At 64.2% G+C, this 13,401-nt stretch carries 15 protein-coding genes; 6 read left to right on the top strand and 9 right to left on the bottom strand.

Annotation, left to right across the window (positions count from 1 at the left end; all coding sequences use genetic code 11):
• Nucleotides 1-96: 96 nt before the first annotated feature.
• A complete protein-coding gene (locus tag B1C78_RS07880) occupies nt 97-849 on the bottom strand; it encodes an MBL fold metallo-hydrolase (protein ID WP_077278613.1) in 753 nt (250 codons plus the stop codon).
• A gap of 140 nt (nt 850-989) precedes the next feature.
• Here B1C78_RS07880 and B1C78_RS07885 point away from each other — a divergent pair, with 140 nt between their 5' ends.
• The 6 genes from B1C78_RS07885 (at nt 990) to lipA (ending at nt 7,169) form a co-directional block, all read left to right on the top strand.
• Complete coding sequence (locus B1C78_RS07885) at nt 990-1,874, top strand: hypothetical protein (RefSeq protein ID WP_077278614.1); 885 nt, start codon at nt 990-992, stop codon at nt 1,872-1,874.
• A gap of 62 nt (nt 1,875-1,936) precedes the next feature.
• Nucleotides 1,937-2,212, top strand: a complete 276-nt coding sequence (locus tag B1C78_RS07890) for a BolA family protein (protein WP_077278615.1) — start codon at nt 1,937-1,939, stop codon at nt 2,210-2,212.
• 154 nt (nt 2,213-2,366) lie between these two features.
• Nucleotides 2,367-3,641, top strand: coding sequence for a bifunctional O-acetylhomoserine aminocarboxypropyltransferase/cysteine synthase (locus B1C78_RS07895; RefSeq protein ID WP_077278616.1), 1,275 nt, complete (start codon nt 2,367-2,369; stop codon nt 3,639-3,641).
• An 82-nt stretch (nt 3,642-3,723) separates the two neighbouring features.
• Nucleotides 3,724-4,944 carry an HDOD domain-containing protein gene (locus B1C78_RS07900; protein ID WP_077278617.1) on the top strand — a complete coding sequence of 407 codons (1,221 nt, stop codon included), beginning with the start codon at nt 3,724-3,726 and terminating at the stop codon, nt 4,942-4,944.
• Nucleotides 4,928-6,157, top strand: a complete 1,230-nt coding sequence (locus B1C78_RS07905) for an HDOD domain-containing protein (RefSeq protein WP_077278618.1) — start codon at nt 4,928-4,930, stop codon at nt 6,155-6,157. Before B1C78_RS07900 ends, B1C78_RS07905 begins: the two co-directional genes overlap by 17 nt.
• Before the next feature lie 49 nt (nt 6,158-6,206).
• On the top strand, nt 6,207-7,169 hold the full coding sequence (gene lipA / locus B1C78_RS07910) for a lipoyl synthase (protein ID WP_077278619.1): 963 nt from the start codon (nt 6,207-6,209) through the stop codon (nt 7,167-7,169).
• 182 nt (nt 7,170-7,351) lie between these two features.
• Here lipA and B1C78_RS07915 read toward each other — a convergent pair whose 3' ends face one another.
• The 8 genes from B1C78_RS07915 to B1C78_RS07950 all read right to left on the bottom strand — a co-directional run bounded on the left by B1C78_RS07915 (nt 7,352) and on the right by B1C78_RS07950 (nt 13,340).
• Complete coding sequence (locus tag B1C78_RS07915) at nt 7,352-7,618, bottom strand: BrnA antitoxin family protein (protein ID WP_077278620.1); 267 nt, start codon at nt 7,616-7,618, stop codon at nt 7,352-7,354.
• A gap of 75 nt (nt 7,619-7,693) precedes the next feature.
• On the bottom strand, nt 7,694-8,128 hold the full coding sequence (locus B1C78_RS07920; RefSeq protein ID WP_077278621.1) for a VOC family protein: 435 nt from the start codon (nt 8,126-8,128) through the stop codon (nt 7,694-7,696).
• Between the two features lie 114 nt (nt 8,129-8,242).
• Nucleotides 8,243-9,025 carry an aminoglycoside adenylyltransferase family protein gene (locus B1C78_RS07925; RefSeq protein WP_139349847.1) on the bottom strand — a complete coding sequence of 261 codons (783 nt, stop codon included), beginning with the start codon at nt 9,023-9,025 and terminating at the stop codon, nt 8,243-8,245.
• Between the two features lie 247 nt (nt 9,026-9,272).
• A complete protein-coding gene (lipB, locus tag B1C78_RS07930) occupies nt 9,273-9,824 on the bottom strand; it encodes a lipoyl(octanoyl) transferase LipB (RefSeq protein ID WP_425443965.1) in 552 nt (183 codons plus the stop codon).
• Nucleotides 9,825-10,064: 240 nt separating this feature from the next.
• Entirely contained in the window at nt 10,065-10,328 is a 264-nt protein-coding gene (locus B1C78_RS07935) for a YbeD family protein (protein WP_077278624.1), read from the bottom strand.
• Entirely contained in the window at nt 10,325-11,179 is an 855-nt protein-coding gene (locus B1C78_RS07940; protein ID WP_077278625.1) for a D-amino acid aminotransferase, read from the bottom strand. Before B1C78_RS07940 ends, B1C78_RS07935 begins: the two co-directional genes overlap by 4 nt.
• Nucleotides 11,179-12,342, bottom strand: coding sequence for a D-alanyl-D-alanine carboxypeptidase family protein (locus tag B1C78_RS07945; RefSeq protein WP_077278626.1), 1,164 nt, complete (start codon nt 12,340-12,342; stop codon nt 11,179-11,181). Before B1C78_RS07945 ends, B1C78_RS07940 begins: the two co-directional genes overlap by 1 nt.
• Before the next feature lie 173 nt (nt 12,343-12,515).
• Nucleotides 12,516-13,340, bottom strand: coding sequence for a septal ring lytic transglycosylase RlpA family protein (locus tag B1C78_RS07950; protein ID WP_077278627.1), 825 nt, complete (start codon nt 13,338-13,340; stop codon nt 12,516-12,518).
• Between the last annotated feature and the right edge of the window lie 61 nt (nt 13,341-13,401).

A 13,401-nucleotide genomic window follows, 5' to 3' on the forward strand; every position in this document is an offset into this window, starting at 1 on the left:
ATTACCAACGGCCAGAGACAAGATACAAGAAGCAAGATACAAGATTCCCCGCTTTGACTTGCCTCTTGACTCTTGCCTCTTGTATCTGGCGCCTTCCTAACCCTGTCTTGTCACATCGCAGAGCTTGCGCATCTCGTCGGGCACGTTGTCCGGGCACTCCCCGCACAGTTCGTTGCCGGGGACGGCGAAATCGATCTTGCGCGGGTACGGCAGATCCATCTCGTCCATGATCTTCACGAATTCCTCCAGGGTCTTGCCCTGACCCAGGCGCGGGTTGCGCATCTTTTCCTGGCCGATGGTGGTGATCTGGCGGGACTCGTAATCGTGCGCGGGGTAGACCAGGGTCTCGTCGGGCAGCGAGAAGAATTTCTCGTGGATGGAGCGGTACAGGGTGCGCGCATCCCCGGACTGGAAGTCGGTGCGCCCGCAGGCCTCGATGAGCAGCGCATCGCCGGAGAACAGCAGGTTCAGGCCGCCGTGCTCCAGCAGGAAGGCATGGTGGGTATCGGTGTGACCGGGCGTGAACAGGGGATTGAGGGTGAGGGTGCCGAGGCGAAACGGCTCGCCCTCGCGCACACCGATGTCGCGGCAGGGCAGCTCGTCCATGGCCGGGCCGGCGATGGCACAGCCGCTCATGGCCTTGAGCTTGAGCGCCCCGGTGATGTGGTCCGCATGGATGTGGGTCTCCAGCGCGCAGGTCAGCTTCAGGCCCATGTCCTGGATCACCGAGAGGTCCCGCTCCACGGTCTCGATCACGGGGTCCACCAGCACACACTCACCGGTCTGCTCGCAGGCAAGGAGGTAGGTGTACGTGGATGAGTCCGGTTCGAACAGTTGTCTGAAGTGCATGAGCAGGTCCTCCTCCTGGAGATAGAATGGCCACGCCCCGCCGCCGCCGGAAACCGCCTGTCGGAATGCCGAAGGCGGCCCGCTTGCCGATGCCGGGGCATCTGCCAATAATCATGGCAGGTTCACCCGGGTCCCAACAAATGGCATCACTGAAACAACGGCTTGCGGAGCACGGCTTCATCTCGGATCAGGATTACGGCTATGCCGTGCAGTGCCTGCTCTCCGCGCCGGGCGAGCACTTGCGGTGCCTCAACATCGAGGGCGACTCCGGCCGGCGGCGCACGGCGTTCGCCTATGCGCTCGGCCATGCCCTGGGCCACCCCCACGTGCTGTATCACGAGTTCACGGATCCACCACCTCCGCCGCCGGTGCGCATCGAGCCCGTCACCGATCCCGAGGAGGCGCCGGGCGAGCCGCCGGCGGATGCCCTGGATCGCGTCATGGCCGAGGCCTGCGCCCTCAGCGAGGGCGAACCCGCCTTCCTGATCCTCGATCAGCTTCACGAGGCGCGCTTCCAGACACACATCCGGATCGCGGAGTTCATCCGCGACGGCATCTGGCGCTACGGGGAGCTGGCCCTGAAGGCCCACCGGCGCAACCTGCTGGTGGCGCTGATCTCCGATGATCCGGTCTACCACAGCCTCAACCAGCTGTCCTTCAACCTGTGGCTGGGCGACCGGGAGCGCGCGGAGCAGGCAATCACACCCGCGCTGCTGGGCCTGGCCGAGAATGCGCGTCCCATGCTGGATGGCCTGAACACCCTGTTCGACGCCCTGGGTGTCCAACCCACGCTGGAGGAATACCGGCGCGTGGTGCACGACCTGCATGTGAACGTGAATACCCCGGCGCAGCTGCGCCAGTCCATCTACGGCTGGGTGGAGGGCATCGACCGCACACACCTCATGTCGGCGTACGTGGATCAGGTCCTGGAGCGCCAATGGCCCGTGCTGCGCGCCTACCTGGGCCTCCCCCCTGCGCTTCACGATCTTTCCGGAGACGGGCCGGAGGCGGGCAACTCCGGCTGACGCAGGGCACGCCAGTCGGTATCATGCCTCCCATCCCACGCCCACAGACAACAGGCCCAGACATGACTCCCGAACAGGTCCAGGATCTCATCAGTCAGCGCATGCCCGGAGCACAGGTCCGGGTCAGCGGCGGCGAAGGCAAGTTCGAGGCCACGGTCATCAGCGACGAGTTCTCGGGCATGGAATCGGACAATGTCCGGGAAAAGATCCAGGCCCGCATGAAGGCTGAGCAGCGGGTCTACGGAACCGTGTCCGACGAGATCGCCAGCGGCGCGATCCATGCCCTGACGGTGCGCCCGTTCACGCCGTCGCAGTGGCAGCAGGCCGGACAGGACTGAATCCCGGGCAACCACAGCGTCATCAAGACACTCCATCCGCGAACCCGAAAGCGTCCGGGCAGCGGATCCGGAGTGCCTGGCCCGCATATCTCGCCGGGACCCCACATAACCACCCGTGCCGCCAAAGCGGCGTGAAGCTGAGGAGTCCGACCCCATGAAATTCGAAACCCTGGCCATCCATGCGGGCTACAGCCCCGATCCCACCACCAAGGCCGTGGCCGTGCCCATTTACCAGACCACTTCCTACGCGTTTGACGACACGCAGCACGGGGCGGACCTGTTCGACCTCAAGGTCCAGGGGAACATCTACACGCGGATCATGAACCCCACCAACGACGTGCTCGAGCAGCGCGTCGCGGCCCTGGAAGGCGGGGTGGGGGCGCTGGCGCTGGCATCGGGCATGGCGGCGGTGACCTATTCCATCATGACCATCGCCCAGGCCGGTCATAACATCGTCACCACCAGCACCCTCTACGGCGGCACCTACAACCTGTTCGCCCACACCTTCCCCCGCTACGGCATCGAGGTGCGCTTCGCGCCGCCGGGCGACCTGGAGGCCATGAAGGCCCTCATGGACGACAACACCCGGGCGGTGTTCTGCGAGTCGGTGGGCAATCCCGCCGGCAACGTGGCGGACCTGCAGGCGCTGGCCGACCTGGCCCACGATCACGGGGTGCCCCTGATCGTGGACAACACCGTGCCCACCCCCTACCTGTGCCGGCCCTTCGATCACGGCGCGGACATCGTCCTTCATGCCCTGACCAAGTACATGGGCGGGCACGGCACCACCATCGGCGGCGTGCTCGTGGATTCCGGCAACTTTCCCTGGGCCGACCATGCGGAGCGCTTCCCCGGCCTGTGCCAACCGGACCCGTCCTATCACGGTGTGGTTTACACGGAGGCCTTTGGCGCCGCGGCGTACATCGGGCGGGCACGGGTGGTGCCGCTGCGCAACATGGGCGCAGCCATGTCGCCGTTCAACAGCTTCCTCATCCTCCAGGGCATCGAGACCCTGGCCGTGCGCATGGATCGCCACTGCGAGAATGCGCTCAAGGTGGCGGAATTCCTCAAGGGACAGAAAGGCGTACGCTGGGTCAGCTACGCCGGTCTACCCGATCACCCGGACCATGAGCACGCCACGCGCTACATGCAAGGGCGCCCGGCGAGCATCCTGTCCTTCGGCATCGACGGCGGACGGGAGGCCGGCGCGCGCTTCATCGACGCGCTCAAGCTCGCCACGCGGCTGGTCAATATCGGCGATGCCAAGACACTGGCCTGCCACCCGGCCACTACCACCCACCGACAACTCTCTGCCGAGGAACTGGCCACGGCCGGCGTATCGGAAGACATGGTCCGCCTGTCGGTCGGCATCGAGCATATCGATGACATTCTCGAGGACCTGACGCAAGCTCTGGCAAGCGCACGCTAAGCCGCGATTGGGATTGACGCGGCGCTGTGCGACAATTGCGGCCACCTTGATCGTGAACGACCGAGACGAAGTCGAACCCCGAATGACCGAACCGCTTGACCAGACGACCCGCGAATTCACGCCGCTGAAGGAACTGAGCGATGCCGGGCGCAGCCGGCTGCTGGCCGATGCAAAACAGGAATTGCTGCCGCCAGGGCGCAAGATCAACGGCTCGGACCGCCGCGGCGAACTGCTGTACCTGCTGCAAGGCAGCCTGGGCCTGGTCTCCGGCGGCGAGGCCATCCGCCTGACGCCGGAATCACCCCGTGCAAGCGAGCCCCTGTTCCCGGAGCGCGTCAGCAACGAGTTTGCGGTGGCGGAAACCGAGTGCAGCCTGCTGAGCGTCGACAGGACCGCGTTCTCCCATGCGCTCAACGACGAGCGCACCGCCGGGTTCGAGATCAACGACGTGGAGATCAGCGCCGACGAGGGTCGCATCTTTCAGGAGATTTACGAGGCCACCATGGCCCGCAAGCTGGAACTGCCGCCCATGCCCGAGGTGGCCATCCGCATCCAGCACCTGTCCGCCGATCCCGACGTCGGCATTGCGGAACTCACCAAGGTGATCCAGATGGACGCCGCCGTGGCGGGGGCGCTGCTGCACGCCACCAACAGCCCCCTCTACCGGGGCGCCAAGGCCATCACCAACATCCGCGACGCAGTGGTGCGGCTGGGCCTGAAAACCACCCGTATGCTGGCCACCAACATCGCCATGCGCCAGACCTTCAAGGCCACCTCCCCCGTCGTGGCCGAGCGCATGCGCCAGCTCTGGGAACACAGCGTCAACGTGTCGGCAATCGCCTACGTGCTGGCCCGCAAGAGCCGCCGGTTCGACCCGGAACGCGCCCTGCTCGTGGGCCTGATGCACGACATCGGCGTCATTCCCATACTCAAGTACATGGAGCAGCAGAAAGCGAACCCTTCCAGCGAAGAGCTGGAATCCACCATCAGCAAACTGCACGCCATGACGGGCGTGCTGGTGATGAACTTCTGGGGCATGGATCCGGAACTGGTCACCGTCGTCGAGGAGGCGGACAACTGGATGCGCGACGCGGGAGCCGAGCCCGATTACTGTGACCTGGTGATCGTGAGCCAGTTGCTCAGCTACGTCCATACACCACGCATGGCGGAACTGCCGAGACCCGACCAGGTGCCGGCCTTCCGTAAACTGAATCTCGGCGAGCTGGACGAGGACATGAATCTGGCCATCCTGGATGAGGCCCGGGACGAACTCGAGGCCATCAGAAATGTCCTCAACGCCTGATGCAACACCGGAACTCCTCGAACGTCTGGTCCCCATCAACGAACTGACTGCCGACGATCGCGAGCGCCTCGCCAGCAAGGCCACGATGCTGGATCTCGAGCCCGGCACCCGGCTGGAGGCCCGCAACGAGTATCGCTGGCTCGACTACCTGCTGTCCGGAAAGGTGAATCTGGTCAGCAGCGGCAAGCCCCTGGTGATCAATCCGGACTCGGAGCGGGGCGCCCAGCCCATCTTCCTCAAGCCGCGGCCGCGCGATTACGCGATCATCCTCACGCCGGCCAGGCTGATGCGTGTGGACAGACAGCTCTACGAGACACTGCGCAATGCCGTGAGCCAGTCCGGCATTGAAATCGAGGATATGAACCTCTCGGACACCGAGGGCGAGATCTTCGCCGGGCTCTACCAGGCCTGTCTGAGCAATGCGCTGGAACTGCCGGCCATGCCGGAGGTCGCACTTGAGATCAACAAGGCCGCCGAGGATCCGGACATGGACCTCTCCACCCTGGCCCGGGTGGTGCAGATGGACATGGCGGTGACCGGGAGCCTGATCAAGGCGGCGAACAGCGCCATGTACGGCGGCTCGGCACCTGTCAGCCATGTGCGCGGGGCCCTGCAGCGTCTGGGAATGGATAGCACCCGACAGCTGGTCATGGGTATCGCCATGGGACGCGTGTTCAGGAGCGAAACGCCGGGCATCAGCGCCAGGATGCACGAACTGTGGGACCACAGCGTCCACGTGTCCGCGCTGAGCTTCGTGATCGCCAGGCATTGCGGCGGGTTCGACCCGGACCGCGCCCTGCTGGCGGGTCTGCTTCATGACGTGGGCGCGGTGCCCATATTGGAGCACATCGGACGCCATGAACCGGACATTGAGCCACAGGCACTTGAGGACATCGTCGAGCGGCTGCATGGACTCACCGGGGAACTGGTGATCAGTTACTGGGGGCTCGGCACGGACATGATCCAGGTGGCGCGGGAATCCGACCTCTGGCACCGCCGTGGCGGGGCGGAGGCGGATTACTGCGATGTGGTGCAGGTGGCTCAGCTGTACGCCTACACCCAGCAGGGGCGCACGGACCGACCCCACTTTGACAGCGTGCCCGCCTTCGAACGACTCTGCCTCTCCGGGGTCTGCGACGGCGACCGCCTCGACCCGGTGGACGAGGCCGAGGCGGAGATCGCGGCGGTGATGGACATCCTCAAGGGCCGCTGAACGACACCCCGGCAGGCGCGCAACTCACTGCTGACCGAGACAGGACAAAATGACTGAAACTCACAAGGCGCCCGAACGGGGCGTCAAGCAAAGGGCCGCCGACAAGGTGGCGCGCATCCCGGTCAAGATCACGCCCACGGAGCGCCCGCTGCGCAAGCCGGCATGGATTCGCGCGCGCACCCACGGCAGTCCGGAGGTGCAGCGGCTCAAGCGCGTGCTGCGCGAACAGAACCTGCACACGGTATGCGAGGAGGCCTCCTGTCCCAACCTGGGCGAGTGTTTCGGCCACGGGACCGCCACGTTCATGATCATGGGCGACATCTGCACGCGGCGCTGCCCGTTTTGCGACGTGGCCCACGGCCGGCCTGAGCCGCTGGACCAGAACGAGCCCGAGAACCTGGCGCGCACCATCCGCGACATGGGCCTGCGTTACGTGGTGATCACCTCCGTGGACCGCGACGACCTGCGTGACGGTGGCGCCGGCCACTTCGTCTCCTGCATCCGCACCACGCGCGCTCACAATCCCGAGATCCGGGTCGAGATCCTGGTGCCGGACTTTCGCGGCCGCATGGACGTGGCGCTCGCCATCCTCGACGAGGCCCCGCCGGATGTGTTCAACCACAACCTGGAAACCGTGCCCCGCCTCTACCGCGAGGCCCGCCCCGGTTCAGACTATCACTGGTCCCTGAACCTGATCCGGCGTTTCAAGGAGCGCCACCCCCATGTGCCCACCAAGTCGGGCCTGATGCTGGGACTGGGTGAAGAGATCGAAGAGGTGGAGGCCGTGCTGCGCGACCTGCGCGAACATGGCTGCGACATGCTGACCCTGGGTCAGTACCTGCAGCCCACCCTGCACCACCTGCCGGTGAAGCGCTACGTGACGCCCGAGGAGTTCGACCGCCTCGCCGACGTGGCCCGCGCCCTGGGCTTCAGCCAGGTGGCCAGCGGCCCCATGGTGCGGTCTTCGTACCATGCGGATCAGCAGGCGGCCGGCGTGATTGCTGAGGGGTGAAGTCGGTTAACCCGCATATTTCACCAAGGCGGCCGGCGGCTTCGTGTAACCTTCTGAATGAGTGGCATAAATTGGCGTATCTGGCGGAAATGCCGCGGTGACGGTTTGTACCTCCGCCGCCGGCCTATCGCGATGCTTGCGGCCTCTGGGCCTGTCTCGCTTGCNNTGGTGAAATATGCGGGTTAGTGGGCCTCCAGTTCTTCACGGAGGATCTTCCGCAGAGTTGCCTCATCAACTGGCCGGGTGCCCAAGGCTTCACGAAGGGCACGATTGATCAATGTTTGATAGCCGATTCCTTCCGCATCGGCTTTGGCACGGAATGCCATCAACACATCATTGTCCAGCATGATCGTGATGCGGCTCTTGCCTTTGGCCTCCGCTTGCAGCTTGGCTAGATGCGGGACGTCCTTGGCCCGCTTGGCTTTTGAGAAATCGTAGTCATCGCGCATAGTATTCGGCCTCTTTACTTCACTGGCAGGACTTCATGAAACCCAACGACAGCCAATAACCGCCCGGTGCGAGGGTCAGTTGAATGGCCTTGTTATACATCTTTCGTCTTTCGGACCGACCCAAAAGAAGGGGTTATGCGCCACCTCCCACAGATAACCGTCCGGATCGGCGAAGTACCCGGAGTAACCACCCCAGAAGACCTTCTGAGCCGGTTTCACCAGCCTGGCGCCTGCTGAGACAGCCTGCCCCAGGAGTTCGTCGACAGCCGCTTCCGAATCCACGTTATGCGCGATCGTGAATCCGGCGAATCCGTTGCCGTCGGCCGGCACCCCTGCATCTTCTGCCAATGACTCGCGGCCATAGAGTCCCAGCCAGCTGCCATTGAGCGTAAAGAACGCCACCTCCGGCGGTGAATCCATCCTCGGCAGGCCAAGACCCTGCTCATAGAAGCGAACCGAAGCTGCCAGGTCTCTGACGCCCAAGGTGATCATACTGATCCTTGGTTTCATGCGCAGTCCTCCTCCGAGGCATCAGGGGAAGTTCTGCCGCAGCGAAGCTGTCGGCTGAAACTTCTGGTTAGATTCCTGTCATGTACTGGTGCTGACCTGAAGGACGCCCCACCACTATTTTGCCGCCAGACATGTCTCGATCGCCGTCCTCATCGTTCCGACAAGTTGCTCAAGCTCCGCCTCTTTCCCTGCCCAGTCGTCCTCGCACTGTCCAAGGTAACCCTTCATCGCGAGCCCAAGCAGAGCTGCCTCGCCATCGTCAAGCCGAGTCATCGCCCATTCAGCCGCAACGTCCTTGGTTGCGATATCACCCTCAGCCGCCGTTAACCACATACGGGCGAGAGTCAGCAGCACGTTACGCTCATCTCCGTGGATTCCCTCAATCAACCGCGGCAGCGAGTCTTGCATCGCCCTTCGGACATCTGCCATGGGCACAGACTCAAGTGTCACTGAGGCAGGGGGCCCGACCAGCGGGATGCTGTTATCCCGGACCTTCTTCAGGACGATCGCGAGATCGGGGTCGGCACTCGGGCCGGGAATGCGCCCATCTTCAAACTCCTCTCTGAGCCACTCCCCATAAACCAACTGGTTCTTCGGCGGATAACGCCAGGGGACGACGTCGGAATGGCGAATGATCGTAAGCTCAAGAGGCCGTTTTCCCTCATTATTCCCAACCCGACCTGAGACTTGCATGAGATCTTCAACGAGTCTGCTGCGTGCCTGCTCCGGCAGGTCGCGATCAACGATCACCAGGACATCGATATCGCTCTTGGCTCGCAGCCCCCCTGCGACGGCGGAACCGAACAAGTGAGCCGCCACCACCGATTGACCAAGAGCACCCTGCACAACTCGAAGCGCTTCATTGGCTTGTCCGGGGATGTCCTGTCTGACTGTCATGCGCTGTAGAGAGAGTGATTGCATCCTTTATGGTTCTGCGCCCTCTGCAGGGTCAGGCGAGGCACCATACTCAGGGGACGGTTCGCGGCGCGGTCGTCGCTCCTGCGGTGCGGCAGGCAGGGACACCCAAATTCTTTACAGGTCGGAGGGAGCAGAATCATCGGCGTCCTTTCTCACGCCCCCGTTGAAGTGTGAATGGTGAATTGGGAGGTGCGAAGTCAATGAAGTTTACTTCCCACTTCCAAATTCACCCTTCCAACTTCATCAAGAGTTTGTCAGCGATCGCCCTGCCCGCCGTCTCCATATCCATATCCACTCCGAGGCGTTTCAACGACGTGGCCGCCAGGCCCTCGAAGCCGCAGGGGTTGATGCGTTCGAAGGCGGACAGATCCGGATCCACGTTCAAGGCAATGCCGTGATAGCTGGCGCCGCGGCGCACTCGCAGTCCAAGCGCCGCGATCTTGGCGCCGTCCACGTACACGCCCGGCGCGTCCGGGCGCGGCTCGCCGTGTATGCCGTGATCCGCCAGCAGCGACACGACCGCCTGTTCCAGATGGGTCACCAGGGCACGCACGCCCAGGCGACGACGGCGCAGATCCAGCAGCACGTAGAGCACCGCCTGTCCCGGGCCGTGATAGGTCACCTGGCCGCCGCGATCCACGTGGAGGACCGGGATCGGACCCGGATCGAGCAGGTGCTCACGTTTGCCGTTGAGCCCCAGGGTAAACACCGGCGGGTGCTCCACCAGCCAGAGTTCGTCCGCGGTGTGCTCGTCACGCGTGTCGGTGAACGCCTGCATGCGGCGCCACACCGGCTCGTAGTCGGCAAGACCGAGATTCTTGAGGATGATTTTGGACAAGGGGCGATTGATTCAAGATTCAATATTCAAGATTCAAAGGGGTGCGAAGCCACGTCGGGCATCGTGGCCCGAGGTGCCGCCAGTGCCCCCTTGAATCTTAAATCTTAAATCTTGAACGCTCATTGCTGATTGCTGAGTGCTGAGTGCTGATTGCTGAATGCTGATCTCTGAAAGCTCTCTTCAAAGCACCATAGTCACCAGCTCACAGGCGTTCAGCTCCCGATACAGGGCATCCAGCTGTGCCTGGCTGCGCGCCTCCACCACCACGGTGATCGCCAGATAGCGCCCGCCGCTGGAGGGCCTCCGGCTGTAGGCGTCGTCGGGGGTGCCCGGTGCGTGACGCTCGACGATTTCCGCCACCCGCTCGGAGAACTCCGGCACCGCCGGCCCCATGACCTTCAAGGGGAACCGGCAGGGGAACTGCATGATGCCTTCGTCACTCACACCCGGCCTTCCCGCAATTGCTGCTTGTAGGTCTGATAGTGCTTCATCATGCGGGCCCACACGGGGCCCGGACGCCCGTCACCCACCGGCACGCCGTCGAGCCGCGTCACGGGCAGGATCTCCTTGGTGGAACTGGTCAACCAGATCTCCTCAGCGGCGCGCAGGTCGGCCTCGGTCACGGGTGCTTCCATCAGCGGAATCCCGTGGTCAGCGGCCAGCTCCACCACCAGGTCCCGGGTGATGCCCGGCAGCAGCGATTGGTCCTTGGGCGGTGTGACGATCACGCCGTCGCCCACCACGAACAGGTTGCTGGCAGCACCCTCGGTGGCGCGGCCGCCCCGCATGAGAATGGCCTCGGTGGCGCCTGCCTCCACCGCCTGCTGGCGCGCCAGGATATTCGCCAGCAGCGTGATGGCCTTGATGTCGCACCGGCTCCAGCGCGTGTCTGGCATCGTGACCGCGGCCACACCCGTCTCCCTCACGGCCGGGTCCGGTGGGGTGAGTGCATTCACCATGGCAAACACTGTGGGGCTGGTGTCGGCGGGAAAGGCGTGGTCGCGGCGCGCAACGCCGCGGGTCACCTGCAAATAGACAGAGCGGTCCTCGCCGGGATTGTGTTCCAGCAACCGGGTGAGCATATCCCGCCAGCCTGCGCGGTCCAGGGGCGGCTCGATACGCACCGCCGCCAGACTTCGTTCCAGGCGGTCCAGATGCTCCTCCAGACGGAGGCATCGCCCCCCGTATACGGGCACCACCTCATAGACACCGTCCCCGAACAGGAAGCCACGGTCCAGCACCGAGACCCGGGCCTCGGATTCCGGAAGATACTCGCCATTGAGATAGACGGTCATCAGAACATCATCAGGACGGTATCCCACAGCCGGCGGAAGAGGCCGCCTTCCTCCACGGACGACATGGCCACCAGGGGACGGGTGAGCAGCACCTCGCCGTCGAGAACGAGCTGTACTTCACCGTAAGTCTCGCCTTCGCGCACCGGCGCCTCCAGGCGCGCGTCCAGCTCCATGCGGGCCTGCAGGGCGTTGTAACGGCCGCTGGGTACGGAGACGTACAGGTCTTCCGCGAGCGCCAGGGGCACCTGGTCCGACTCGCCCTTCCAGACGCGGGCCTCGGTGATCACCTCGCCGGCGTCATACAGCTTGTGGGTCTCGAACTGCCGGAAACCCCAGCTGTACAACGCCTGGGACTCGTTGGCCCGGCGGATGCCGCCCTGCTGGTGATTCGGCGCGTCGATACCCATGACCACGGCGATCAGGCGCATGCCGTCCTGCTCCCGGGAAGAGACCAGGTTGTAGCCTGCCGCCCGCGTCCAGCCCGTCTTGAGGCCGTCCACGTGACTGTCACGCCAGAGCAGCAGGTTGCGGTTGGACTGGGTGATGTCGTTGAACGTGAAGCTGCGCTCCGAGTAGTACCGGTAGTATTCCGGAAAATCCCGAATCAGTGCCTGTGCGAGTTTGGCCATATCTCGCGCCGAGGTGTACTGGGACTCTTCCGACGGCAGACCGTGGGAGTTGGTGAACCGGGTGTTGGTCATGCCCAGCGCCCGGGCCTGGGCGTTCATCACGTCCACGAACGCGCCCTCCGTGCCCGCCACGTGTTCGGCCAGGGCCACGCAGGCGTCATTGCCGGACTGCACGATCATGCCGCGCAACAGATCCTCCACCTTCACGCGGTTGTTCACCTCGATGTACATGCGCGAGGCCCCGGTCATCCCGGTGCGCCACGCCTGCTCGCTGATGCGCACCTCCTCTTCCAGGTCGATGTTGCCGCGCGCCAGTTCCTGGAACACCAGGTAGGCGGTCATGATTTTGGTCAGGCTGGCCGGCTCCACGCGGGCGTCGGCATCGCTTTCGGCCAGCACCATGCCGCTCAGGTGATCCATGATCACGTAATTGCGCGCGGTCAGGTCCGAGGGCGGCGGCACCTGAAGGCTGGCCAGGGCTGCCGGAGCGAGAAGCGTCAAACAGGCAAGTGTCAGCAGGAATCTATGGATCATGGTGTCGGGTCAATACACTTGAAATGGGAGGTCTGTCAGCTCGCCCGTAACGATCCGGGCAAGCAGGGGCACACTACCACAAACAGGGGACCGGAAAACGCCGCCGGCTTCGGAATACCGGGGATGACCCGGGCGGAACGGGAGAAGTTCCATTCGCCGGGGACGTCGGTCGATCAGTCAACGATGATGTGGTAGTCGAACAGGCCGATGCGCTCCAGGTCCTGAACCGCACGATCCGCCAGATCGACGTTATCCAGCGGCCCGATGCGCACTCGATAGACGGTGCCGTCGGGACGGCGCCCCTCGTGGATGCCCACCCCGCTCAGGCCCTGCCCGTTGAGGCGGCCCAGCAACTGCTCGGCATTGGTCCTGCTGGCGAACGCCCCCACCTGCACGTACACGCCGGTGCCCACCGGCAACTGAGTGGGCACTTCACCACCGGCCACGCGCTGCACCGGCTCGCCCGGCGTGAGCGCGCGCACCTCCACAAGCGCGGTACCCTGCTCCACCATGCCCAGCCGGTGGGCTGCCGCGTAGGACAGATCGATGATCCTGTTCCGGGCGAAGGGGCCGCGGTCATTGACCCGTACCACTACGGAGCGCCGGTTCTCCAGGTTGGTGACGCGCACGTAGGTGGGCAAGGGCAGGCGCGTGTGCGCAGCCGTCATGGCGTACATGTCGTAGGGCTCTCCGCTCGAGGTGCGGCGACCATGAAACTTGGTGCCGTACCAGGACGCCACACCGCGCTCCACATAACCGTCGGCGGAGTCCATCACGTGGTAGGTCTGCCCGAACACTTCATAGGACGCCGGGTTACCATAGCGGCTGCGCGGCTCTGCCCGCGGCACGGCGTCGGGCACGCTGGAGAGATCGGGCGGATTGCGCGGCGCGGCATCCTGCTCGCGGTCCGGCGCGGGACCCGGCCCGCGCGAGGTACCGCAGGCGGTGAGCGCCAGCACGAGTAACAGCAGGATCAGGTAATGAAAGCGCGATTTCATTAATCGAAATTCAAGATTCAAGATTCAAGATTCAAGGCTCAGGAACGTCCCTTCCGTGGAC

Source organism: Thioalkalivibrio denitrificans (genome assembly GCF_002000365.1).
GTDB lineage: Bacteria > Pseudomonadota > Gammaproteobacteria > Ectothiorhodospirales > Ectothiorhodospiraceae > Thioalkalivibrio_A > Thioalkalivibrio_A denitrificans.

Coding starts and splice junctions, on each gene's coding strand:
- B1C78_RS07880 (WP_077278613.1), bottom strand. CDS start 849: ATGCACTTCAGACAACTGTTCGAACCGGACTCATCCACGTACACCTAC.
- B1C78_RS07885 (WP_077278614.1), top strand. CDS start 990: ATGGCATCACTGAAACAACGGCTTGCGGAGCACGGCTTCATCTCGGAT.
- B1C78_RS07890 (WP_077278615.1), top strand. CDS start 1,937: ATGACTCCCGAACAGGTCCAGGATCTCATCAGTCAGCGCATGCCCGGA.
- B1C78_RS07895 (WP_077278616.1), top strand. CDS start 2,367: ATGAAATTCGAAACCCTGGCCATCCATGCGGGCTACAGCCCCGATCCC.
- B1C78_RS07900 (WP_077278617.1), top strand. CDS start 3,724: ATGACCGAACCGCTTGACCAGACGACCCGCGAATTCACGCCGCTGAAG.
- B1C78_RS07905 (WP_077278618.1), top strand. CDS start 4,928: ATGTCCTCAACGCCTGATGCAACACCGGAACTCCTCGAACGTCTGGTC.
- lipA (WP_077278619.1), top strand. CDS start 6,207: ATGACTGAAACTCACAAGGCGCCCGAACGGGGCGTCAAGCAAAGGGCC.
- B1C78_RS07915 (WP_077278620.1), bottom strand. CDS start 7,618: ATGCGCGATGACTACGATTTCTCAAAAGCCAAGCGGGCCAAGGACGTC.
- B1C78_RS07920 (WP_077278621.1), bottom strand. CDS start 8,128: ATGAAACCAAGGATCAGTATGATCACCTTGGGCGTCAGAGACCTGGCA.
- B1C78_RS07925 (WP_139349847.1), bottom strand. CDS start 9,025: ATGACAGTCAGACAGGACATCCCCGGACAAGCCAATGAAGCGCTTCGA.
- lipB (WP_425443965.1), bottom strand. CDS start 9,824: ATGCAGGCGTTCACCGACACGCGTGACGAGCACACCGCGGACGAACTC.
- B1C78_RS07940 (WP_077278625.1), bottom strand. CDS start 11,179: ATGACCGTCTATCTCAATGGCGAGTATCTTCCGGAATCCGAGGCCCGG.
- B1C78_RS07945 (WP_077278626.1), bottom strand. CDS start 12,342: ATGATCCATAGATTCCTGCTGACACTTGCCTGTTTGACGCTTCTCGCT.
- B1C78_RS07950 (WP_077278627.1), bottom strand. CDS start 13,340: ATGAAATCGCGCTTTCATTACCTGATCCTGCTGTTACTCGTGCTGGCG.